The organism is Agreia sp. Leaf335 (genome assembly GCF_001423605.1).
In the GTDB taxonomy this organism is placed as follows: Bacteria; Actinomycetota; Actinomycetes; order Actinomycetales; family Microbacteriaceae; genus Agreia.
The window spans coordinates 161,595-182,202 of sequence record NZ_LMOQ01000002.1; the positions used below are offsets into that span (position 1 = coordinate 161,595).

21 protein-coding genes and 1 tRNA gene are annotated in these 20,608 nt (G+C 66.5%); 3 read left to right on the forward strand and 19 right to left on the reverse strand.

Going from position 1 to position 20,608, the window contains the following annotated elements; translation table 11 throughout:
* The first annotated feature begins 47 nt into the window (after positions 1-47).
* Complete coding sequence (locus ASF79_RS06815) at positions 48-467, forward strand: PaaI family thioesterase (protein WP_055781369.1); 420 nt, start codon at positions 48-50, stop codon at positions 465-467.
* A gap of 1 nt (position 468) precedes the next feature.
* On the opposite strand, the gene ASF79_RS06820 is transcribed toward ASF79_RS06815, so the two are convergent.
* Both ASF79_RS06820 and ASF79_RS06825 read right to left on the reverse strand, forming a co-directional pair.
* Complete coding sequence (locus ASF79_RS06820) at positions 469-813, reverse strand: hypothetical protein (protein WP_200920227.1); 345 nt, start codon at positions 811-813, stop codon at positions 469-471.
* A 149-nt stretch (positions 814-962) separates the two neighbouring features.
* On the reverse strand, positions 963-1,568 hold the full coding sequence (locus ASF79_RS06825) for an ANTAR domain-containing response regulator (protein WP_055781364.1): 606 nt from the start codon (positions 1,566-1,568) through the stop codon (positions 963-965).
* 40 nt (positions 1,569-1,608) lie between these two features.
* On the opposite strand from ASF79_RS06825, the gene ASF79_RS06830 reads away from it, so the two are divergent.
* Together ASF79_RS06830 and ASF79_RS06835 are read left to right on the forward strand one after the other, a co-directional pair.
* Positions 1,609-1,691, forward strand: a tRNA-Leu gene (locus tag ASF79_RS06830).
* Positions 1,692-1,789: 98 nt separating this feature from the next.
* Entirely contained in the window at positions 1,790-1,912 is a 123-nt protein-coding gene (locus ASF79_RS06835) for a ribosomal protein bL36 (RefSeq protein WP_055781360.1), read from the forward strand.
* Positions 1,913-2,016: 104 nt separating this feature from the next.
* Here the strand turns inward: ASF79_RS06835 and ASF79_RS06840 are convergent, their stop codons facing one another.
* The 17 genes from ASF79_RS06840 to rpe form a co-directional block, all read right to left on the reverse strand.
* Positions 2,017-2,895 carry a hypothetical protein gene (locus ASF79_RS06840; protein ID WP_082495744.1) on the reverse strand — a complete coding sequence of 293 codons (879 nt, stop codon included), beginning with the start codon at positions 2,893-2,895 and terminating at the stop codon, positions 2,017-2,019.
* A 4-nt stretch (positions 2,896-2,899) separates the two neighbouring features.
* On the reverse strand, positions 2,900-3,187 hold the full coding sequence (locus tag ASF79_RS06845) for a hypothetical protein (RefSeq protein ID WP_055781357.1): 288 nt from the start codon (positions 3,185-3,187) through the stop codon (positions 2,900-2,902).
* Positions 3,188-3,336: 149 nt separating this feature from the next.
* Positions 3,337-4,782 carry a pyruvate kinase gene (gene pyk / locus ASF79_RS06850; RefSeq protein WP_055854521.1) on the reverse strand — a complete coding sequence of 482 codons (1,446 nt, stop codon included), beginning with the start codon at positions 4,780-4,782 and terminating at the stop codon, positions 3,337-3,339.
* A 91-nt stretch (positions 4,783-4,873) separates the two neighbouring features.
* Complete coding sequence (locus ASF79_RS06855; RefSeq protein ID WP_055853369.1) at positions 4,874-6,331, reverse strand: glutamate synthase subunit beta; 1,458 nt, start codon at positions 6,329-6,331, stop codon at positions 4,874-4,876.
* A complete protein-coding gene (gene gltB / locus ASF79_RS06860) occupies positions 6,324-10,970 on the reverse strand; it encodes a glutamate synthase large subunit (protein WP_082466283.1) in 4,647 nt (1,548 codons plus the stop codon). Before gltB ends, ASF79_RS06855 begins: the two co-directional genes overlap by 8 nt.
* A gap of 87 nt (positions 10,971-11,057) precedes the next feature.
* Positions 11,058-12,020, reverse strand: coding sequence for a prolipoprotein diacylglyceryl transferase (gene lgt, locus ASF79_RS06865; protein ID WP_235480643.1), 963 nt, complete (start codon positions 12,018-12,020; stop codon positions 11,058-11,060).
* A gap of 190 nt (positions 12,021-12,210) precedes the next feature.
* Positions 12,211-13,014: a tryptophan synthase subunit alpha gene (gene trpA, locus ASF79_RS06870; RefSeq protein WP_055853371.1), complete on the reverse strand. Its 804-nt coding sequence runs from the start codon at positions 13,012-13,014 to the stop codon at positions 12,211-12,213.
* Positions 13,011-14,240, reverse strand: a complete 1,230-nt coding sequence (gene trpB, locus ASF79_RS06875; RefSeq protein WP_055781345.1) for a tryptophan synthase subunit beta — start codon at positions 14,238-14,240, stop codon at positions 13,011-13,013. Before trpB ends, trpA begins: the two co-directional genes overlap by 4 nt.
* Positions 14,237-15,016, reverse strand: coding sequence for an indole-3-glycerol phosphate synthase TrpC (gene trpC, locus ASF79_RS06880; protein WP_055781342.1), 780 nt, complete (start codon positions 15,014-15,016; stop codon positions 14,237-14,239). The genes trpB and trpC overlap by 4 nt, the downstream gene beginning before the upstream one ends.
* Positions 15,017-15,019: 3 nt before the next feature.
* Complete coding sequence (locus tag ASF79_RS06885; RefSeq protein WP_055781339.1) at positions 15,020-15,250, reverse strand: DUF6704 family protein; 231 nt, start codon at positions 15,248-15,250, stop codon at positions 15,020-15,022.
* Positions 15,251-15,313: 63 nt separating this feature from the next.
* Positions 15,314-16,045 carry a Trp biosynthesis-associated membrane protein gene (locus ASF79_RS06890; RefSeq protein WP_055781337.1) on the reverse strand — a complete coding sequence of 244 codons (732 nt, stop codon included), beginning with the start codon at positions 16,043-16,045 and terminating at the stop codon, positions 15,314-15,316.
* The gene (locus ASF79_RS06895; protein ID WP_055853374.1) at positions 16,042-17,574 is read right to left on the reverse strand and encodes an anthranilate synthase component I; all 1,533 of its coding nucleotides are present in this window, start codon (positions 17,572-17,574) and stop codon (positions 16,042-16,044) included. The genes ASF79_RS06890 and ASF79_RS06895 overlap by 4 nt, the downstream gene beginning before the upstream one ends.
* The gene (gene hisI / locus ASF79_RS06900; RefSeq protein ID WP_055781332.1) at positions 17,571-17,948 is read right to left on the reverse strand and encodes a phosphoribosyl-AMP cyclohydrolase; all 378 of its coding nucleotides are present in this window, start codon (positions 17,946-17,948) and stop codon (positions 17,571-17,573) included. Before hisI ends, ASF79_RS06895 begins: the two co-directional genes overlap by 4 nt.
* A complete protein-coding gene (gene hisF, locus ASF79_RS06905; protein WP_055853376.1) occupies positions 17,945-18,706 on the reverse strand; it encodes an imidazole glycerol phosphate synthase subunit HisF in 762 nt (253 codons plus the stop codon). The genes hisI and hisF overlap by 4 nt, the downstream gene beginning before the upstream one ends.
* Positions 18,707-18,708: 2 nt before the next feature.
* Positions 18,709-19,548 (reverse strand): ATP phosphoribosyltransferase, encoded by an 840-nt coding sequence (gene hisG, locus ASF79_RS06910; RefSeq protein WP_055853378.1) that lies wholly within the window; start codon positions 19,546-19,548, stop codon positions 18,709-18,711.
* Positions 19,549-19,630: 82 nt separating this feature from the next.
* Positions 19,631-19,894 (reverse strand): phosphoribosyl-ATP diphosphatase, encoded by a 264-nt coding sequence (locus tag ASF79_RS06915; protein WP_055853380.1) that lies wholly within the window; start codon positions 19,892-19,894, stop codon positions 19,631-19,633.
* 9 nt (positions 19,895-19,903) lie between these two features.
* Complete coding sequence (rpe, locus tag ASF79_RS06920; protein WP_055853382.1) at positions 19,904-20,572, reverse strand: ribulose-phosphate 3-epimerase; 669 nt, start codon at positions 20,570-20,572, stop codon at positions 19,904-19,906.
* Between the last annotated feature and the right edge of the window lie 36 nt (positions 20,573-20,608).

The following is a 20,608-nucleotide window of genomic DNA, read 5'->3' on the forward strand; positions in this document are numbered from 1 at the left end:
ACAAGTCACCTCCGACGGCGGCCGGGCCCCAGCATTCGAAGGCGACGATGACCGAAAACACTGTGGATGCGCTGGGCTGGATTCGCGACAGGGGCGCGGGCGAATTGGCGCAGAAGATGGGCATAGAGTTCGTCGAGTTCACGCTCGAGCGGGCCGTCGCCACCATGCCGGTCGAGGGCAACAGACAGCCGGCGAATCTGCTGCACGGCGGTGCGTACGTCGTTCTCGGCGAGTCTCTCGGCTCCATGTCGGCAAATCTGCATGCCGGCCCCGATCGGCTCGCCGTCGGCATCGAGATCAACGCCTCGCACACGCGATCGGCTCGCAGCGGTCTGGTCACCGCGGTCTGCACGCCCATCCACCTGGGACGCACCCTCACGACGCACGAGATCGCCATCGACGACGATCAGGGTCGACGCTGTTCGACGATCCGCATCACGAACATGATCATCGACAAGAAGAACTGAGTCAGTTCGAGGTCATCGCCCTGTAGAAGTGAGCGACGCTGTCAGACTCGCCGTTGCGGAACGCCTTGAAGACCTTGCCGATCGGGTTGCTGAGGTTCTGCGGAGGGAGCGAGACCAGCAGGGGGAAGCTCGCGTACGCCTCGAGGGCTGTCCCGGCGCTGGTCGTCCACGTGCCGCCCGCGTGCCGCACCATGACCTCGCCGACGTAACAGCCGAAGCCGAAAAGCGTCTCCGCGAATCGATCTTCGGTCACGCCCTGGGCTCGGAAACCCGCCACGAGTGCATCGACCTGATCGAGGCTGACGACCGAATAGTCGAGTTCGACCCCGCTGACGGAGCGCGCCACCGTGACGATATCGGCAGCGAACAGAGAGGCGTTGGCCGGCAGGACCTCGTGCTTGAGCTTCAGGGTCGCCCGCCGGATTGGTCGGTCGGGCTCGGCAGGAGCCTGAGCGCGACGACGGAACGCGGAACCGTTGGACGACAGGGCAGGCTCTACTTCTTGGCGCTGAGCTGCTCGATGATCGCCAGGGCGACATCGTGCATGGTGAGGCGACGATCCATCGACGCCTTCTGGATCCAGCGGAAGGCCTCGGGCTCGGTCAGGCCCATCTTCTCGTTGAGAAGGCCCTTGGCGCGGTCGACCAGCTTGCGGGTCTCGAACCGCTCGACGAGGTCGGCGACCTCGGCCTCGAGCGTGATGATCTGGGCGTAGCGCGACAGGGCGATCTCGATGGCGGGCAGCAGATCGCTCGGCGTGAACGGCTTGACGACGTAGGCCAGTGCTCCGGCTTCGGTCGCGCGCTCGACGAGCTCTTTCTGGCTGAAGGCGGTGAGCAGCACGACGGGCGCGATGTGGCCCTTGCTGAGGCGCTCGGCGGCCGAGATGCCATCGAGCTGGGGCATCTTCACGTCCATGATGACCAGGTCGGGGCGCAGTTCGGTGGCGAGTGCGACGGCGGTCTCGCCATCTCCCGCCTCACCGACGACCTCGAAACCGTTGTCACGGAGGATCTCGACGATATCGAGACGGATCAGCGATTCGTCTTCTGCAACGACTACGCGACGGGGCGCGACGGGGGTGGATTCTTGGTCTGACACCCTGCAAGCCTACGGTATTCTGATCCCAGCACGTGAACGAGCCGGTGTGGCGGAATGGCAGACGCGGCGCACTCAAAATGCGCTGTCCGTGAGGGCTTGTGGGTTCGAGTCCCACCACCGGTACTTTTTCTTCGTCGCTTCTCCCCTGTGCACGGTCGCGTCCCTCCGGGAATAACGGTCGAGTTCGAGCGTTATACCTGCCAAAGGGAAAGGAGTTCAGTATGAAGGTACGTAATTCACTGGGTTCGATGAAGAAGATGCAGGGTTCGCAGGTTGTTCGACGTAACGGGCGTACGCTCGTGATCAACAAGCTCAACCCCCGGTTCAAGTCGCGTCAGGGCTAACACCCGCGTGCATATGAGCTGAGCATTTCCAGCCCATCTCAGAGTGGCCCAGGCGTTTCGCCTGGGCCACTCTTCGTTAATCCGCGCCGATCCAGGTCAGGCCGCTACTGCTCTGCTCCCCCGTCGTGTCGTGCACCCGGACGAGGCGGTTGCGGCTTCTGCCGGGAGAGTTCTCCGCCCATCCTGCCGCCGAACGGCCGCCCGTGATCGGCGAACTCGGCCCGGAAGTACCCCAGTCGCCACTCGCCCAGTTCGATGCGCGCACCCGTGCGGAGGACGCGAGCGAGAGGACGACGCGGGGAATCCCGATCGAGAAGAGGGATGTCGCCTTCCGTCTCGGAGTTCAGGCGCAGCGTGTACTCGTCGTCGTCCGTGTGCGTGATCGTCGCGTGCACCGGGTCGAGCCCGTCGAGGTGCAGATCGGCATCGGGACCCGAGCCGATGACGGTCACTCCGTCGAGCAGCTCGAACTCCTTCGGCGGTGACCCGTCCCAGTTCTCCGAACCGATCACGAAGATCAGGCGAGGGCGCCCGGCTCCCGGCGCCGCATGGGTGGTGGTCGGGCGGAACCGAGCCCGACGATCGAAGGTCGGCAGCAGGGGCAAGAGGGTCGCCGGGGGGAAGGCGACACGGTTCACGGCATCGGGTCGTCGCAGCAGAAGCGACGTGACGACGCCTGTCTTGCCGAGCCTGATGTGCGGAGAACCCGATGCGACCCTTTGCGCGAGCGAGGTCTTGACGGCACCCAACTCCCCCACCATGCCCGCGGGGCCCGACAGTCGGACGGTCACTCCCCGCCGGGCGAGTCCTCCGGCGAGATCTCGGACGTGCGCCAGCGATGCCCGGGTGCGGTCGATGAATGCCTCGGGGCGGGATACGAGAATCTCGATGGTGGAACCGGCGGCTGTGATCGAGCCCTCGATGGCGTCGTCGCCGTCGAGGCGGAACGTCAGGTCGATGTCGAAACGGATCGCTGCGGCCATGACGTCAGGAGCGGAGCTGGTCTGAGCCCGGCGCCTGGTCGTCGCTGGTCGTGATTCTCAGCGTGCCGTTGAATTTCCAGGTCGCCCTCGGAGCGTCGGGGCCGATGTCTCGCGGTACTTCGACGACCATGTCGACGAAGCTGTAGTTGACCGCGGCACCGCGGCCCGTGAGATACGACCACATCTCGCGACCGAGATCCGTCCAGTCGCCGATGGTCTTGCCTTCTGGGCCGGTGGCCGCGTTCTCCGGTGTAGCTCCGCCGTGAACGTCGTTGTTCGATGTATCAGTCATGTGCTGACACTATTCCGGATGGATAAGAGGCGACAGAGCGCGGCCCTGCCATTGCCAGGCGTGGGACCGAGGTGTAGGGCATGACACCCTCACGCAGGAATGCCCCCCTCACGCGCGACGTGAGGGGGGCATTCGTGAAAGCCGGGTCGTTAGTTCTCGACGACCTCGGGCTTCGACGGGTTATGGGCTGAACCGACGACATGGATGCGCATGTCGTTGGTGGTGCCCGACTTTCCGGGAGGGGATCCGCAGATCACGACGACCTTGTCGCCGGACTCCGCCAGCTCCTTGCCGAGAAGCACCTCGTCGACCTGCACCATGAGCTGGTCGGTGTGCTTGACGCGCTCGGTGAGATAGGACTCGACACCCCAGGTGAGCGCCATGCGGTTGCGGATGCCCTCTTCGGGAGTGAGACCGATCATGGGAATCTTGGAGCGCAGGCGCGACATGCGGCGCACGGAGTCGCCCGACTCGGTGAAGACGACAACGAACTTCGCCTCGACGAAGTTGGCGACCTCTTCGGCGGCCAGCGTGACGGCGCCGCCCTGCGTGCGCGGCTTCGTGCCGAGCGCGGGGATTCGGTCGAGGCCGTGGATCTCGGTCGACTCCACGATGCGGGCCATGGTCTGCACCGTGATGACGGGGTATTCGCCAACACTGGTCTCGCCACTCAGCATCACCGCGTCTGCGCCATCGAGAACGGCGTTCGCGACATCGGACGTCTCGGCGCGGGTGGGGATCGGGCTCGAGATCATGGACTCCAGCATCTGCGTCGCCACGATGACCGGCTTGGCCATGCGTCGGGACAGCTCGATCGCGCGCTTCTGAACGATCGGGACCGCCTCGAGGGGAAGCTCGACGCCCAGGTCACCGCGAGCCACCATGATGCTGTCGAACGCATCGATGATCTCTTCGAGGTTGTCGACCGCCTGCGGCTTCTCGATCTTGGCGATGACGGGAACACGGCGGTTCTCCTCTGCCATGATCTCGTGCACACGCTCGACGTCCTTCGCGTCGCGAACAAACGACAGGGCGATCAGGTCGGCGCCGAGCTTCAGGCCCCAACGCAGATCGGCCTCGTCTTTCGCCGACAGGGCCGGCACGTTGACCGCGACGCCCGGGAGGTTGATGCCCTTGTTGTTCGAGACATTGCCCGCAACGATGACCTTCGTCGTGACCGTACGGTCGTCTGACTCGACGACCTCGACCTTGACCTTGCCATCGTCGATCAGCAGGAAGTCACCGGGCTTCACGTCCTGAGGCAGGCCCTTGAACGTCGTACCGGAGAGCTCTTTGGTTCCGAGCACGTCGTCGATCGTGATGGTGAAGATGTCACCTTCGCTGAGGTAGTACGGCCCGCCCTCGAACTTTCCCAGGCGGATCTTGGGACCCTGCAGGTCGACCAGGACGGCGACGGCTCGCCCCGAGTCTGCAGCGGCCTTGCGTACGGTGGCGTAGATGCCCTCGTGCACGTCGTAGGTGCCGTGGCTGAGGTTCATCCTGCAGACATCGACGCCCGCGTCGATGATCGCCCGGATGTCTTCGTAGCTGGACGTTGCCGGGCCGAGGGTGGCGACGATTTTTGCGCGTCTCATCGTGTAGTGGTACTCCGTGTTCTCTGCGCCCACGCAGGGCGCAATCGGGATCGGTGGCTGAATCGAATGAAGGAAAATACGGGATGGAAGGCTAGATCGAGATCGAGCGGTCGGTGGGCTTGACGGGGAACGGGAGTTCCGTGGCACCTTCAAGGTACTCGTCTACGGCCGACGCCGCAGCACGTCCCTCAGCAATCGCCCAGACGATGAGCGACTGACCGCGACCGGCGTCGCCGGCCGCGAACACGCCGGGCACGCTCGTCTGATAGTCGCTGGCACGGCCGACGGTGCCGCGATCGTCGAACTGGGCGCCCAGCTGGCTGGTGAGTTCGGTGTGCTCCGCGCCCGTGAATCCCAGGGCCAGAAGAACCAGATCGGCTGGGATCTCGCGCTCCGTGCCCGCCTTGGGCACGCGGCGTCCGTCGATGAATTCGGTCTCGGCCACGCGGATGGCGCGGACCTCGCCCGACTCGTTCGACAGGAACTCGACCGTCGTCGCGAGGAACTGCCTCTCGCCACCCTCTTCGTGGGCGCTGGAGACCTCGAACAGGGTCGGGAACGTGGGCCACGGCTGGTCGGGGCGACGCTCGCTCGGGGGCTGAGCGCCGATGGCGAGGTTGGTCACGGAACGCGCGCCCTGGCGGTGCGCCGTGCCGATGCAGTCTGCACCGGTGTCGCCACCGCCGAGAACGACGACGTGCTTGTCTTCTGCCGTGATCTGATCGGCGATGGTGTCGCCCGCTCCGAGCCTGTTTTGCTGCACGAGGTAGTCCATGGCGAAGTGCACGCCCGAGAGGTCTCGTCCCGGAATCGGGAGGTCGCGAGGAACGGTGGCGCCGGTGCAGACGATGACGGCGTCGTAGCGAGCCCTCAGGTCGTCCCAGGAGATGTCGACGCCGATGGTGATGCCGGCGCGGAAGCGCGTGCCCTCGGCCATCATCTGGTTGAGCCGCTGCTCGAGCTGCTTCTTCTCCATCTTGAAGTCAGGGATGCCGTAGCGCAGCAGCCCCCCGATGCGGTCGTCGCGCTCGTATACGGCGACGGTGTGACCCGCTCGAGTCAGCTGCTGGGCGGCGGCGAGGCCGGCAGGGCCGGATCCGACGACGGCGACGGTCTTTCCGCTCAGCCGCTCCGGCGGGTGCGGCTGCACCCATCCGTTCGCGAACGCCTGATCGATGATCGAGACCTCGACCTGCTTGATGGTGACGGCAGGCTGGTTGATACCCAGAACGCAGGAGCTCTCGCAGGGCGCCGGGCAGAGTCGACCGGTGAACTCCGGGAAGTTGTTCGTGGCGTGCAGGCGTTCGATCGCCTGTCGGCCTTCGCCGCGGAACATCAGATCGTTCCATTCCGGAATCAGGTTGCCCAGCGGGCAGCCCTGATGACAGAACGGGATGCCGCAGTCCATGCAGCGGCCCGCCTGGCGACGGAGCTCGGACGGATCGCCCTGCTCGTAGACCTCTTTCCAGTCCATGAGCCGCACCGAGACCGGTCGTCTCTTGGGCAGCTCGCGCTCCTGAACCTTCAGGAATCCCTTGGGATCAGCCACCGGTTACCTCCAAAATGCGTCCCCAGACGATGTCGCCATCGGGGTCCAGTCCTTCATCGACGGCCGTCTGCCTGGTCTCCAGCACCGCGGCGTAGTCGCGGGGAAGAACCTTGACGAACTCCGTCACGGTCGTGTCGAAATCGGCTAGCATCGCCGCGGCGAGCGTCGATCCTGTCTCGAGTTCGTGGCGGGTGAGCAGATCGCGCACGATCTCCGCGTCTGCGCTGCCCAGGGGAAGCAACGTCAATTCGCCGCTCGCGAGCGAGTCGCGGTTCACGCTCTCGGTGCGCAGACGGTGAATGTAGGCGGTTCCCCCCGACATGCCTGCGCCGAGGTTGCGTCCGGTCGCTCCGAGGATGAGCGCGAGGCCTCCGGTCATGTACTCGAGCGCGTGATCTCCCACACCCTCGACGACGGCCGTCGCCCCGGAGTTGCGCACCAGGAAACGTTCGCCCACGATGCCGCGGATGAACATGCTGCCGCGCGTCGCGCCGTATCCGATCACGTTTCCGGCGATCACATTCTCTTCGGCCGCGAACGCGCTGCGACGGTCGGGCCGGACGATGATCTGTCCGCCGGAGAGACCCTTGCCGACGTAGTCGTTCGAGTCGCCTTCGAGGCGCAGTGTGATGCCCGAAGGAAGGAACGCCCCGAAGGACTGCCCGGCGGAACCGAGCAGGGTGACCTGAATGGTTCCCTCCGGAAGCCCGGCTTCTCCGTGCTTCAGCGTGACCTGGTTGCCCAGCATCGTGCCCACCGCGCGCTCGGTATTGCGGATCGGAAGCGTGATGGCCACGGGCTCACCGAACTCCAGGGCGGACTGCGATTCGTGGATGAGACGGTTGTCGAAGTGCTTCTCGAGCTCGTGGTCCTGCTGACGTCGATTCGAGCGCGGTTCGTCGTCGGCGAAGTCGGGCCCGACGAGGATGGGGCTCAGGTCGAGGCCGTCCGCCTTCCAGTGCTCGATCGCGCCGTTCATGTCGATCAGCTCGTGATGACCGATCGCCTCGTCGAGTGAGCGGAATCCGAGCTCGGCCAGGTACTCGCGCACCTCCTGCGCCAGGAACTCGAAGAAGTTCACGACGAATTCGGGCTTGCCGGTGAACCGTGCTCGCAACTCGGGGTTCTGCGTCGCGACGCCGACGGGGCACGTGTCGAGGTGGCAGACGCGCATCAGGATGCAGCCCTCGACGACGAGCGGGGCGGTCGCGAAGCCGTACTCCTCCGCGCCGAGCAGTGCGCCGATGATGACATCCCGCCCGGTCTTCATCTGGCCGTCGACCTGCACCACGACTCGATCGCGCATGCCGTTCAGCATCAGCGTCTGCTGCGTCTCGGCGAGTCCGATCTCCCAGGGGGTTCCCGCGTGCTTCAGCGAGTTCAGCGGGCTCGCGCCCGTGCCGCCGTCGTGGCCCGAGACGAGCACCACATCGGCCAGCGCCTTGGTGACCCCCGCGGCGACCGCGCCGATTCCCGACTGGCTGACCAGCTTGACGTGCACGCGGGCCAACGGGTTCGCCCGCTTGACGTCGAAGATCAGCTGCTTGAGGTCCTCGATCGAGTAGATGTCGTGGTGCGGAGGCGGCGAGATCAGCCCGACGCCCGCCGTGGCGTGGCGGGTGCGCGCAACCCAGGGGTAGACCTTGGTGGGGGGAAGCTGGCCACCCTCGCCGGGCTTCGCGCCCTGCGCCATCTTCAGCTGGATGTCGGTGGCGTGGGTCAGGTACATGCTCGTCACGCCGAAACGACCGGACGCGACCTGCTTGATCGCGCTGCGCCGGCGTGGGTCGAGCAGACGGTCGGTGTCCTCGCCGCCCTCACCGGTGTTCGACTTCGCGCCGATCGAGTTCATGGCGATGGCGAGGGTCTCGTGCGCCTCCTGCGAGATGGAGCCGTAGCTCATCGCGCCGGTGGAGAATCGCTTGACGATCGACTCGATCGGTTCGACCTCGTCGAGAGGAACGGGCGGGCGCGCGCCGTTGCGGAGCTTGAAGAGCCCCCGCAGGGTCATGAGGTTCTCGGCCTGCTCGTCGATCAACCGCGTGTAGTCACGGAAGATGTCGTAGCGACGGTTGCGGGTCGAGTGCTGCAGACGGAAGACCGTCTCGGGGTTGAAGAGATGCGGGGGTCCCTCGCGGCGCCACTGGTACTCGCCGCCGGTCGCGAGCGGCTCGTGAGCCGAGGCCGCCTCGTCTTCGGGGTACGCGGCGCGGTGCCGCGACGCGCTCTCGGATGCGACGACGTCGATTCCGATTCCGCCCAGCTTGGTGGTGGTGCCCGTGAAGTACTCGCGCACGAAGTCGGTGCCCAGGCCGACGGCCTCGAAGGCCTGCGCTCCGGCGTAGCTCGACACGGTCGAGATACCCATCTTGGACATGATCTTGAGAACGCCCTTGCCCAGCGCCTTGATGACGTTCTTGACCGCCTTCTCGGGGGTCAGACCGGTCAGGCGACCGCTGCGCACCAGGTTCTCGCAGGTCTCCATGGCGAGGTACGGGTTGACCGCCGACGCTCCGTAGCCGATGAGCAGCGCCACGTGGTGCACCTCGCGCACGTCACCGGCCTCCACGATCAGGCCGACCTTCATGCGGGTCTCCTGGCGGATGAGGTGGTGGTGCACGGCGGAGAGCATCAGCAGCGACGGAACGGGGGCGAGGTCCTTGTTCGAGTCCCTGTCGGAGAGCACGATGAAGGAGGCGCCGTCGTCGATGGCCTGGTCGGCCTCGCGACACATCTCGGCGATGCGCTCCTGCATGGCGAGCGGCCCGTCTTCGACCCTGTACAGACCACGGATCGTCGTCGTGATGCGACTACCCGAGTGGGGATCGATGTGCTGGATCTTGGCGAGCTCGTCGTTGTCGATGACCGGGAAGTCGAGAATGACCTGGCGGGTGTGCTCCGCCGTCGCGGTCAGCAGGTTGCGCTCCGGGCCGAGACCGAGGCGCATCGACGTCACGACCTCTTCGCGGATCGAGTCGAGCGGCGGGTTCGTCACCTGCGCGAACTGCTGGGTGAAGTAGTCGAAGAGCAGGCGAGGTCGCTCGCTGAGCACCGCGATGGGCGTGTCCGAGCCCATGGCGCCCAGCGGTTCGGCACCGTTCTTGGCCATCGGCATCAGGAGGATGCGGATCTCCTCCTCGGTGTAGCCGAAGGTGCGCTGGCGGCGGGTCACCGATGCGGGTGTGTGCACGATGTGCTCGCGCTCGGGAAGGTCGCGGAGGTTGATGCGGCCCGCGTCGAGCCACTCGGCGTACGGGCCGGTTGCAGCGAGCGAGTCCTTGATCTCCTCGTCTTCGATGATGCGGCCGGCGTCGGTGTCGACGAGGAACATGTTCCCGGGACGCAGACGCCCCTTGCGCACCACCCTGGCAGGATCGACGTCGATGACACCGATCTCGCTGGCGAGCACGACGAGGTCGTCGTCGGTGACGATGTAGCGACCGGGGCGGAGGCCGTTGCGGTCGAGCGTCGCTCCGACGAGGTCGCCGTCGGTGAAGACGAGCGCGGCCGGACCGTCCCACGGCTCCATCAGCATCGAGTGGTACTCGTAGAACGCCTTGTGCTCTGGATCGAAATCGGCCTGGTTCTCCCAGGCCTCGGGCACCATCATCATGACGGCATGCGGAAGGGATCGGCCGGCCAGGGTCAGCAGCTCGACGACCTCGTCGAACGACGCGGAGTCGCTGGCGCCGGGGGTGACGATCGGAAGGAGAGGGGCCAGGTCGCCCATGACCTCCGACTCGAGCTGCGACTGACGTGCGCGCATCCAGTTGCGGTTGCCCTGCACCGTATTGATCTCGCCGTTGTGCGCCATCATGCGCAGCGGCTGGGCCAGGGGCCACGACGGGAAGGTGTTCGTGGAGTAGCGCGAGTGCACCAGCGCGAGCTTCGACGCGAATCGCTCGTCGGAGAGATCGGGGTAGAACGGCTCGAGTTGAAGCGTCGTGACCATGCCCTTGTAGGTCACCGTGCGCGAGGAGAGCGACATGAAGTAGACCTCGAGCTCACGCTCCGCACGCTTGCGCAGGCGGTAGGTCAGCCGGTCGAGGACGAGTCCGCTCAGAGGAGTGCCGTCGGCGTCGTGGTGTGTGCTGGTGACGAAGAGCTGCCAGATCGCCGGCATCGCGGCACGGGCGAGGCGACCGAGCTCTTCGGGTCGGATCGGGACCTCACGCCAACCGAGGATGCGGAGGTCCTCGGACTCGGCGATCTCGGCGATGCGCGCCACGATCGTGTCGCGTTCGACCGAGTCCGTCGGGAGGAAGGCATTGCCGACCGCGTACTGGCCGACGGGGGGCAGCTCGGCCGGCCCCACGGCACGGAGGAACTCGTCTGGGATCTGCGTGAGGATTCCCGCCCCATCGCCCGTTCCCGCGTCGGAGCCGATCGCGCCGCGGTGTTCGAGATTGCGAAGCGCGCCAAGGGCGGTGTCGATGATGTCGTGCCCCGCCGTGCCGCGGAGGGTAGCGACCATGGCCAGGCCACAGGCATCCTTCTCTGCGGCGGGGTCGTACAACCCCTGCGCGACCGGGACGGAACTGAAACGGGAGTGCGGGGGCTGTTCGGACTGTGGCTGCTGGGACAAGGAAGTGCCGTCCTCTACGTGATTACTTAAGGATCTGGGACGCCGCTGGCCCATGAAGGAGAGTGCCGCGATGCCCTGTCGGGTCGTGTCGGCTGTAGCGATGTTCGGAAGCTGAGGACGCGAGTTGCGCGACTGTCGAGTTCAGTTCGTGGATGTCGCACCGACGACGCTTGTGGCGTCTGATGCGACGGATTCTTTCTCGCGAGATTCGGTGGCCCCATCGCCTCTGAGCTCGTCGTCCGAGTAAGTGTCGCTCGATTCTACCCCAGCGCCCGCGGGCACCCACTCTGCTCCGGGGCGATACGGTCCGGGCTCGGCGCCCGGGTGCTCTCGGCGCTGGATGAGAATGATGAGGAGGCCGACCAGGATCGCGAGAAGAGCTCCCCACACGTTGGTGCGAACGCCGAAGAAGATCTCGCTCGGGTCGACGCGCATCGTCTCGAAGACGGTGCGTCCGATGCCGTACCAGATGAGGTAGACGCCGAAGGCCTTGCCCCACTGCAGGCGCAGCTTGCGCTCGAGCAGAATGATCACGGCGACACCGGCCAGGTTCCAGATGACCTCGTAGAGGAAGGTCGGGTGGAACAGGGTGCCGTCGGCGAGTCCGACGGGGATCGCCGCATTCGGTTTCGGGATCTCGAGGCCCCACGGCAGATCGGTGGGGGTGCCGAACAGTTCGTGGTTGAAGTAGTTGCCGAACCGACCCGCGGCCTGGGCGAGCAGCATGCCCGGAGCGAGTGCGTCGGCGAAGGTCCAGAAACGGATGCCGCTCAGACGGCACCCGATGTACGCGCCGACCGCTCCTCCGATCAGAGAGCCGAAGATGGCGATGCCGCCCTCCCAGACCGCGAAGACCTTCCACCACTCGATGCCTTCGCCGAAGTAGTCGCCCGGGTGCGTGAGCACGTGGTAGATGCGCGCCCCGATGATGCCGAAGGGAATGGCCCACAGGATGATGTCGAGAACGACGCCCGGCTCGGCTCCACGCGCCGTGAGACGGCGGGAGGTGAGGATGGTGGCGAGCACGATTCCCGCCAGGATGCACAGCGCGTATGCGCGAATCTCCAGCGTGTCTGCGTACTGCGGGAGCCCGAGGCTGTGCAGCCACCCGGTGAATCCGCTGATGTCGATACTGAAGCCCTGCCACGAGGGGCTGGGGATGCTAGTGGGGGCGAAGACCAACGGTTTCGACCTTTCATCGTGTTGTGCTCGTGCGGGCGCCTGTTCGCTCGCCGAAGCGGGAGATCAGACGTAAGAGGGGCTGATGCTTATTGTAGGACGGCGGGAGAGTCGCTCAGCGACCGGTGCCCGTGGCCAGTTGCGCGGCGAGGCGTGCGACCCCGGCGACGCCGTCTTCTGCAAGCGCGCGGACCAGCGCTGATCCGACGATGGCGCCATCGGCATAGCCGAGGATCTCGGCGATCTGATCTGCTGTCGAGACGCCGATGCCCACGCAGGCACTGGTCGATCCGACGGAACGCAGGCGGCCCACGAGCTTCTCTGCCGCGAGGCCGAGTTCGGCACGAGCGCCCGTCGTTCCCATCGTGGAGACGGTGTAGACGAATCCGCGGCTGTTCTCGACCGCGAGCCGCAGGCGTTCGTCTGTCGACGTGGGGGCGGCGAGGAAGACGCGGTCGAGGCCGGTGCGGTCGCTCTCGACCAACCAGTCCGCTCCGGAGTCGACCGTGAGGTCGGGTGTGATGAGTCCGGCTCCCCCGGCGGACAGGAGGTCGTCGGCGAAGCGGGCGACGCCGTACTGCACGACCGGGTTCCAGTACGTCATGAGTAGAACCGGGGCATCGACCCGGGCCCTGATCTTCTCGACGGCAGTGAAGGCATCACGAAGTCGGAAGCCCGCGTCGAGCGATGCTTGCGTCGCCTTCTGGATGACCGGGCCGTCCATGACCGGATCGGAGTACGGGATGCCGAGTTCGAGAACATCGACGCCGTTCTCGACCAGAGCGACGGCTGCGTCGACACTCTCGTCGAGAGTCGGAAAGCCGACCGGAAGGTAGCCGATGAGGGCTCCCGCGCGGGCCTGACGGCTCGCCTCGATAGCGGATGCGACGGGAGATTCGATGACGCCGGCGGCGGTCATGCGCCGGCCCCGGCATCCAGAACGCCGAAGTAGGCGCCCGCGGTCTCGACGTCTTTATCGCCGCGACCGGACAAGTTGATGAGGATGGTCGCCTTCTCGCCGAGCGTGCGCCCGAGCTCGATGGCGCCGGCGAGGGCGTGCGCCGACTCGATGGCCGGAATGATGCCCTCTGTCTGGCAGAGCAGGCGGAAGGCCTGCATGGCCGCGGCGTCGGTGACCGGCGTATACGTGGCACGACCGATCGACGCGAGCCATGCGTGCTCCGGTCCTACTCCCGGGTAGTCGAGACCGGCCGAGATGGAGTGCGAGTCGACGGTCTGGCCGTCTTCGTCTTGCAGCATGATGCTTCGCGACCCGTGCAGCACCCCGGGGCGACCCATGGTGATGCTGGCCGCGTGACGCAGCGTGTCGACCCCGTCGCCGCCGGCCTCGAACCCGTGGAGCGCGACCTCGGGGTCGTCGAGGAACGCGTGGAAGATTCCGATGGCGTTCGACCCGCCGCCGACGCAGGCCACGACGGCGTCGGGCAGAGCACCCGTCATGTCGATGACCTGCTGGCGAGCCTCTTCGCCGATGATCTTGACGAAGTCGCGCACCATGACCGGGAAGGGATGGGGGCCGGCGACGGTGCCCAGGAGGTAATGCGTGTTCTCGACGTTGGCGACCCAGTCGCGGAAGGCCTCGTTGAGTGCATCTTTGAGGGTGCGCGTGCCGGTGGTCACCGGGATGACCTCTGCTCCGAGCAGGCGCATGCGGGCGACGTTCAGCGCCTGCCGTTCGGTGTCGACCTCGCCCATGTAGACGACGCACTCCATGCCGAACAGGGCTGCGGCCGTCGCCGTGGCCACGCCGTGCTGACCCGCACCCGTCTCGGCGATCAGCCGGGTCTTGCCGATGCGCTTGGCGATCAGGGCCTGTCCGAGCACGTTGCAGATCTTGTGCGATCCGGTGTGGTTCAGGTCTTCGCGCTTCAACAGGATGCGGGCGCCACCGGCGTGCTCGGCGAAACGGGGAACCTCCGTGATGATGGAGGGGCGTCCCGTGTAGGTGCGGTGCAGCTCGGCGAGCTCCCGGTGGAACTCGGGGTCTGCCTTCGCGTCATCGTATGCGGCGGAGAGCTCGTCGAGAGCGGCGATGAGGGACTCCGGCATGAACCGCCCGCCGAACTCGCCGAAGAACGGCCCGGTCTCGTCGCGCAGGTGGGTGGGGTTGGCTTCGATCGTCATGAGGATACGCTCAAGAATTCTGTGAGGGTTTCGCGAGGACTGCCGTGAGTGACGAGCGCCTCGCCGATGAGCACCACGTCTGCGCCGGACCGGCGGTAGTGAGCAACGTCGGCGGCGGTCTTCACCGCAGACTCCGCGATGCGGATGGTGCCGTCGGGGATGCTGCCCGCGAGGCGACCGAAGAGATCGGGATCGAGTTCGAAGGTGGTGAGGTTGCGCGCGTTGACCCCGATCACACGGGAGCCCAGGTCGATCGCCCGGCTGAGTTCGTCGGCAGAGTGCGTCTCGACCAACGCGGTCATGCCGAGCTCGGTGATCAGCTTGTGCAGTCGGGTGAGCGTCTTCGTGTCGAGCGCGGCGACGATGAGAAGAACGAGGTCGGCTCCGGCGGCCCGCGCCTCGAACACCTGGTATTCGAGGCCGATGAAGTCTTTGCGCAGAACCGGGATGCCGACGGCAGCGCGCACGGCGCGCAGGTCGTCGAGGGAACCCCCGAAGCGTCGACCCTCGGTGAGCACGCTGACGGCGCTCGCTCCACCCGCCTCGTAGTCACGGGCGAGAGCCTGGGGATCGACGATCTCAGCGAGAGCGCCCTTGGACGGGCTCGAACGCTTGATCTCGGCGATCACCTTGACGCGGTCGGCGGGGGCGAGGAAGGACAGGGCGTCGAGGGGTGCCGGCGCGGAGAGCGCGGCAGCTTCGACGGACGCGAGACTCACGGTCTGCTGTCGCGTCTCAGCATCCTCGATAGCGCCGGCGAGGAGCTGGTCGAGCACCCTCTAGTGTCCTTTGCCGGCGTAGCGCGGGCTGTACGCCCCGAAGCCTGCCACCGAGAGCACCTTGCCGAGGATCGCTCCCACGACGAGAAGGCCGGCAGACGCCCAGACGAGCCACTGCACGTCGAAGAAAAAGGCGACGGTGCCGATGCTGAAAGCGATCAGCATCACGATCACGGCGGTCCAGGCGGCCGGCGAGTGACCGTGTCCAGGTTCTTCAGAAACGTTGCTCATGGAACTCCTCTTGTTCGGGATCAATAGTAGTCGAAAGGAAAAGCGCGTTCCTGTGTCCTCGCGCTACGCGGTAGGGTCTGTCCCCCGGCTCAGGCTGTCCCAGTTGTCGACCGAGGCTGCCTTACGGCGCACCGCCGCGTCATCCGGACTCTCGTCGGCGTGGGGCGAGGCCGAGCCGGCGTCGTCTTCCTCGCTGTCGAGATCCAGCAGGTCGTCGGCGTCGAGAACGCGGCCGTCTTCGGAGGCGAAACGCACTGCCTGGTAGCGGCGGCCCGAGACGGGCCAACGGGTCGTCGTGACGGCCACGGCGACGCCGAGCAGGGCCAGCAAGACGCCCAGCAGGATGGCGACGACGGGCCAGGCCGTGACGGCCTCGCTGCGCGCGATCGTGCGGATCGACTCGGTTCCGGCGACACCGGTCGCGGTGGTCACCACGGGCGCGCCCGAGGAGACCGGGTCGACCAGCGGACCGGTGCCCGAGAGAACGATGCTGGCACCGAGGAGCACCTGGAGGACGCCGAGCACGATGCGGATGACGGGGCCGGCGATGGCGAGGGCCGCGGCGCTGGCCAGGCCGGCCAGGCCGAGTGCGGCCAGGGCGGGCGCGGCGGTCGCCCCGGGGACGTCAAGGCTGCGGGTCGATCCGCCATCGACCGTGACGCCGAGCGTTCCCCACGACTGCGACCACGCGAGGAAGACGAGGCCGCTCACGGCGAGCACGCCGAGGATCATCAGGCCCTTCAGCCGTGCGGATCCCTGCTTCGGCGGCGTGGCAGCGTTGTCGGCGGTCGTCATACGATCCGTCGCATGGCGTTCGCGATGGCGACCGCCCGCAGAGGGGCTGCCGCCTTGTTCTGCGACTCGAGGAACTCGGAATCCGGATCGGAGTCTGCCACCAATCCCCCGCCCGCCTGCACGTGGGCGACGCCCGACTCGATCGTGGCGGTGCGGATGGCGATGGCGAGATCCGCGTCACCGGCGAAGCCGAAGTAGCCGACGACACCCCCGTACACGCCGCGTTGGGCGGGCTCGAGGTCGTCGATGATCTGGAGAGCCCGGGGCTTGGGTGCTCCCGACAGGGTGCCCGCGGGGAAGGTCGCGCTGAACACGTCGATCGCCGTGACTCCGGGCCGGATCACGCCCTCGACGGAGGACACGATGTGCATGATGTGGCTGAAGCGCTCGATGCGCATGAACTCGGTCACCTCGACGGAACCCGGCACGCAGACCTTCAGGAGGTCGTTGCGGGCGAGGTCGACGAGCATGAGGTGCTCCGACTTCTCCTTCTCGTCACCGAGGAGTTCGTGTTCCAGCTCGATGTCGCGCTCGACGGTCGCGCCACGCGGACGCGAACCCGCGATGGGGTGAGTGAAGGCGCGACCGTTGTCGACCTTGACCAGAGCCTCCGGGCTCGACCCGACGATCGTGTACGGGGTGCCGTCCGGGCGCTCGAGGGCCAGCAGATAGAGATAGGGACTGGGATTCAGCGTGCGCAGAACCCGATAGACGTCGATGGACTCTGCGGAGGTCTCGAGATCGAACCGCTGCGAGATCACCACCTGGAACACGTCGCCGTCGCGGATGTGCACCTTGGCGCGCTCGATGGCGTCGAGGAAATCGCCTCGTTCGGTGCGTGCGACGGGCTGGCCGACCGTATCGAAATCGGCGTCGTCGAGCCGGGTGTCGGTGGGTTTCGCCAGCTCGGCCTGCATGTCGTCGAGGCGGGACTGCGCGTCGCGCCATTGTGCATCGGCATCGCCGCGAGGATCCGCGAGCACAGCGGAGATCAGCTGCACGGTGCCCGTCAGATGATCGATCACGGCCAGGTCGCGCACGAATCCCATGGCCTGGCTCGGCACGGAGTAGTCGGCGGGCGGGCGGTGTGGCAGATGCTCGATCTGCCGGATGGTCTCCCACCCGATGAACCCGACGAGTCCCCCCGTCAGAGGCGGGTGGCCGGGGATCATGGGCGTCTGCCAGGTGTGGAAGAGGGAGGAGAGGGCCGAGAGTGGCTGCTCGGGCAGCCCATCGGGAAACGCCTCCGACTCCGAGAGACCGAGGTCGACCCAGACCGCGCGGTCGTCCTCGCTGGTGAGCACCCCGTAGCTCGAGACGCCGATGAACGAGAACCGTGACCAGACGCCGCCCTGTCCGGCGGACTCGAGCAGGAACGAGCCGGCCCGGCCTCGAGCGAGCTTGCGGTAGACGCCCACGGGAGTCTCTCCGTCGGCGAAGAGGGTTCGCAGCACGGGCAGAACACGATGGCTGCCGAGACGTTCGTCGAACTCCTGCCGAGTCGTCGACGCGACGCGCCCGCCGATCATGCCGAGGCTCCGGCCGAGCCGACGACGGGATCGAGCGGATCGACGTCGAAGCATGCCCTTGCACCCGTGTGGCAGGCCGCCCCGATCTGCTCGACCTGCACCAGCAGAGTGTCGTCGTCGCAGTCGAGTGCCGCAGCGCGTACGTACTGCGCGTGGCCGGAGGTGTCGCCCTTCCTCCAGAATTCCTGGCGTGAGCGAGACCAGAACGTGACGCGACCCTCGGTGAGAGTGCGGCGCAGGGCTTCGGAGTTCATGTACCCCAGCATAAGAACGTCCTTGGTGTCCCACTGCTGGATGATCGCGGGGAGAAGGCCGTCCGCAGCGAAGTTCGCGCGAGCGAGGACGGCCTCGACGTCGTCTGCTGTCTGTGTCATCGGATCAGTGCTCCGTCTTGTCTCAGTTCGTCTTTGACCTGGCCTATGGTCAGCTCGCGATTGTGGAAGACGCTCGCGGCGAGCACCGCGTCGGCGCCCGCTCGGATGGCCTCGGGGAAATGCTCGAGACGGCCGGCGCCTCCCGAGGCGATCACGGGCACGCGGCTGATCGAGCGCATCAGGCCGATCAGCTCGAGGTCGAAGCCGTCCTTCGTTCCATCGGCATCGATCGAGTTGACCAGCAGTTCTCCCGCGCCGCGCTGGATGGCGTCGGCGGCCCAGTCGAGTGCGTCGAGTGTCGTCTCTCGTCGGCCTCCGTGCGTCGTCACCACGAAACCGGATGGCACGGTGTCGCTGCGCTTGACGTCGAGCGACAGCACGATCACCTGCGCTCCGAACCTGTCCGCGATTTCGTCGATCAACGCGGGCCTGGCGATGGCGGCGCTGTTCACGCCGATCTTGTCCGCGCCGGATGCGAGGAGTCTCGCCACGTCGTCGGTCGAGCGCACTCCCCCGCCGACCGTCAACGGAATGAAGACCTGCTCCGCGGTCTTTCGAACCACGTCGTAGGTCGTCGAGCGATCGTCGACCGTGGCGGTCACGTCGAGGAAGGTCAACTCGTCGGCCCCCTGCTCCGCGTAGATACGCGCCAGCTCGACCGGATCGCCCGCGTCGCGGAGGTTCTCGAATTTCACGCCCTTGACCACGCGACCGGCAGCCACGTCGAGGCACGGGATCACCCGGATGGCGACGCTCACGGTCAGATCCGGGCGGCGTGGATGGGGCTGACCAGGATCGCGCGCGCGCCGACGTCGTACAGCGCGTCCATCACGTGGTTGGTGTCTGCGAGCGGCACCATCGACCGTACGGCGACCCAGTCGGGGTCGCGCAGCGGCGAGATGGTGGGTGACTCGAGGCCCGGCGTGATCGCAGCCGCCGCATCGAGCTTCGCCAGCGGTACGTCGTAGTCCATCAGCACGTACTGACGGGCGACCAGCACGCCCTGCAGTCGACGCAAGAGGGTATCGGCGCCGGGCTTGTCGATGCCCGACGAGATGACCACGGCTGAGGATTCGAGGATCACGGGGCCGAAGATCGTGAGACCGGCCTTCTTGAGAGTCGAGCCGGTCGACACGACATCGGCGACGGCGTCGGCCACGCCGAGACGAACGGCAGATTCCACCGCGCCGTCGAGGCGCACGAGCTTCGCCGAGACGGAGTGCTGAGCCAGGAACGCCTTGACGAGTCCGGGGTAGCTCGTCGCGACCCGCCGGCCCTCGAGTTCGGACACGCCGGCGAAGCCGCCATCCGGCCCCGCGAAGCGGAACGTCGACTCGCCGAACTGCAGGGAGGCGATCTCCTGGGCGGGCGACTCGGAGTCGAGGAGCAGGTCGCGCCCGGTGATACCGATGTCGAGAGCGCCGCTGCCCACGTACGTGGCGATGTCGCGGGGGCGCAGGTAGAAGAACTCCACTCCGTTCCGCTCATCGACGAGGTGCAACTCGCGCGTGTCGCGTCGGGTCTGGTACCCCGATTCGGCGAGCATCTGAACGGCGGTTTCGGACAGGGAGCCCTTGTTGGGCACCGCGATCTTGAGCATAAGAGTCTTTCGAATTGTCGACTGGCGGGCGAGAGCCGGCGTCAGTCTGAAGAGCTATGAGAACGAACGGATGCGGCCGTGCTCACAGATGTCGGTAGACGTCAGCCGGGGTCAATCCCTTGGCGATGAGGAGCACCTGGAGGTGGTAGAGCAGCTGGGAGATCTCCGCGGCCATATCGTCGTCGGACTCGTATTCCGCCGCCATCCAGACCTCGGCGGCCTCTTCGACGATCTTCTTGCCGATGAAGTGGACCCCGGCGTCGAGCTCGCGAACAGTGCCGGAACCGTCTGGGCGCTCGAGCGCCTTGGCGCTCAGCTCGGAGAACAGCTCATCGAAAGTCTTCACGTGAAGAGTTTAGGCGACGTGGGTGTGCTCGAGTGCCCTCTGGCGGAGCAGCTGCACCTGAGCGCCCGCGTCGTCGGCGCCGAACACGCTCGACCCCGCGACGAAGGTGTCGGCGCCGGCCCTGGCGGCGACCTCGATGGTCTGCTCGTTGATGCCGCCGTCGACCTGCAGCCACACGTCGAGACCGCTGCGCGTGGCTACCTCGCGTGCCGCGACGAGCTTGGACATCGTCTCGGGCATGAACGACTGCCCGCCGAAGCCCGGTTCGACCGTCATGACCAGAAGCTGATCGAACTCTCCGAGCACCTCGAGGTACGGCTCGACGGGGGTGCCGGGCTTGATCGCGAGACCGGCCCGCGCACCGATCTGGCGCAGACGACGGGCCAGAGTGACGGGCTCGTCGGTGGCCTCGGCGTGGAAGGTGACCGAGAAGACGCCGAGCTCGGCGAAGGTCGGTGCCCAGCGGTCGACGTCGGTGATCATGAGGTGCATGTCGAGGGGAAGCTCGGTGACCTGGAGGAGGCGCTCGACCACAGGGATTCCGAACGTCAGGTTCGGAACGAAATGGTTGTCCATCACGTCGACGTGCACCGCGTCGGCCGACGAGATACGGTCGAGTTCCGTTGCGAGGTGGGCGAAGTCGGCGGCCAGGATGCTGGGGTTGATACGCGCGGGCATGGTCCTCAGCTTATCCAGCGTGACGGGGCGTTCGAC

Coding starts and splice junctions, on each gene's coding strand:
- ASF79_RS06815 (WP_055781369.1), top strand. CDS start 48: ATGACCGAAAACACTGTGGATGCGCTGGGCTGGATTCGCGACAGGGGC.
- ASF79_RS06835 (WP_055781360.1), top strand. CDS start 1,790: ATGAAGGTACGTAATTCACTGGGTTCGATGAAGAAGATGCAGGGTTCG.
- ASF79_RS06840 (WP_082495744.1), bottom strand. CDS start 2,895: ATGGCCGCAGCGATCCGTTTCGACATCGACCTGACGTTCCGCCTCGAC.
- ASF79_RS06845 (WP_055781357.1), bottom strand. CDS start 3,187: ATGACTGATACATCGAACAACGACGTTCACGGCGGAGCTACACCGGAG.
- pyk (WP_055854521.1), bottom strand. CDS start 4,782: ATGAGACGCGCAAAAATCGTCGCCACCCTCGGCCCGGCAACGTCCAGC.
- gltB (WP_082466283.1), bottom strand. CDS start 10,970: ATGGGCCAGCGGCGTCCCAGATCCTTAAGTAATCACGTAGAGGACGGC.
- trpA (WP_055853371.1), bottom strand. CDS start 13,014: ATGACCGCCGCCGGCGTCATCGAATCTCCCGTCGCATCCGCTATCGAG.
- trpB (WP_055781345.1), bottom strand. CDS start 14,240: ATGACGATCGAAGCCAACCCCACCCACCTGCGCGACGAGACCGGGCCG.
- ASF79_RS06885 (WP_055781339.1), bottom strand. CDS start 15,250: ATGAGCAACGTTTCTGAAGAACCTGGACACGGTCACTCGCCGGCCGCC.
- ASF79_RS06890 (WP_055781337.1), bottom strand. CDS start 16,045: ATGACGACCGCCGACAACGCTGCCACGCCGCCGAAGCAGGGATCCGCA.
- ASF79_RS06895 (WP_055853374.1), bottom strand. CDS start 17,574: ATGATCGGCGGGCGCGTCGCGTCGACGACTCGGCAGGAGTTCGACGAA.
- hisI (WP_055781332.1), bottom strand. CDS start 17,948: ATGACACAGACAGCAGACGACGTCGAGGCCGTCCTCGCTCGCGCGAAC.
- hisG (WP_055853378.1), bottom strand. CDS start 19,548: ATGCTCAAGATCGCGGTGCCCAACAAGGGCTCCCTGTCCGAAACCGCC.
- rpe (WP_055853382.1), bottom strand. CDS start 20,572: ATGCCCGCGCGTATCAACCCCAGCATCCTGGCCGCCGACTTCGCCCAC.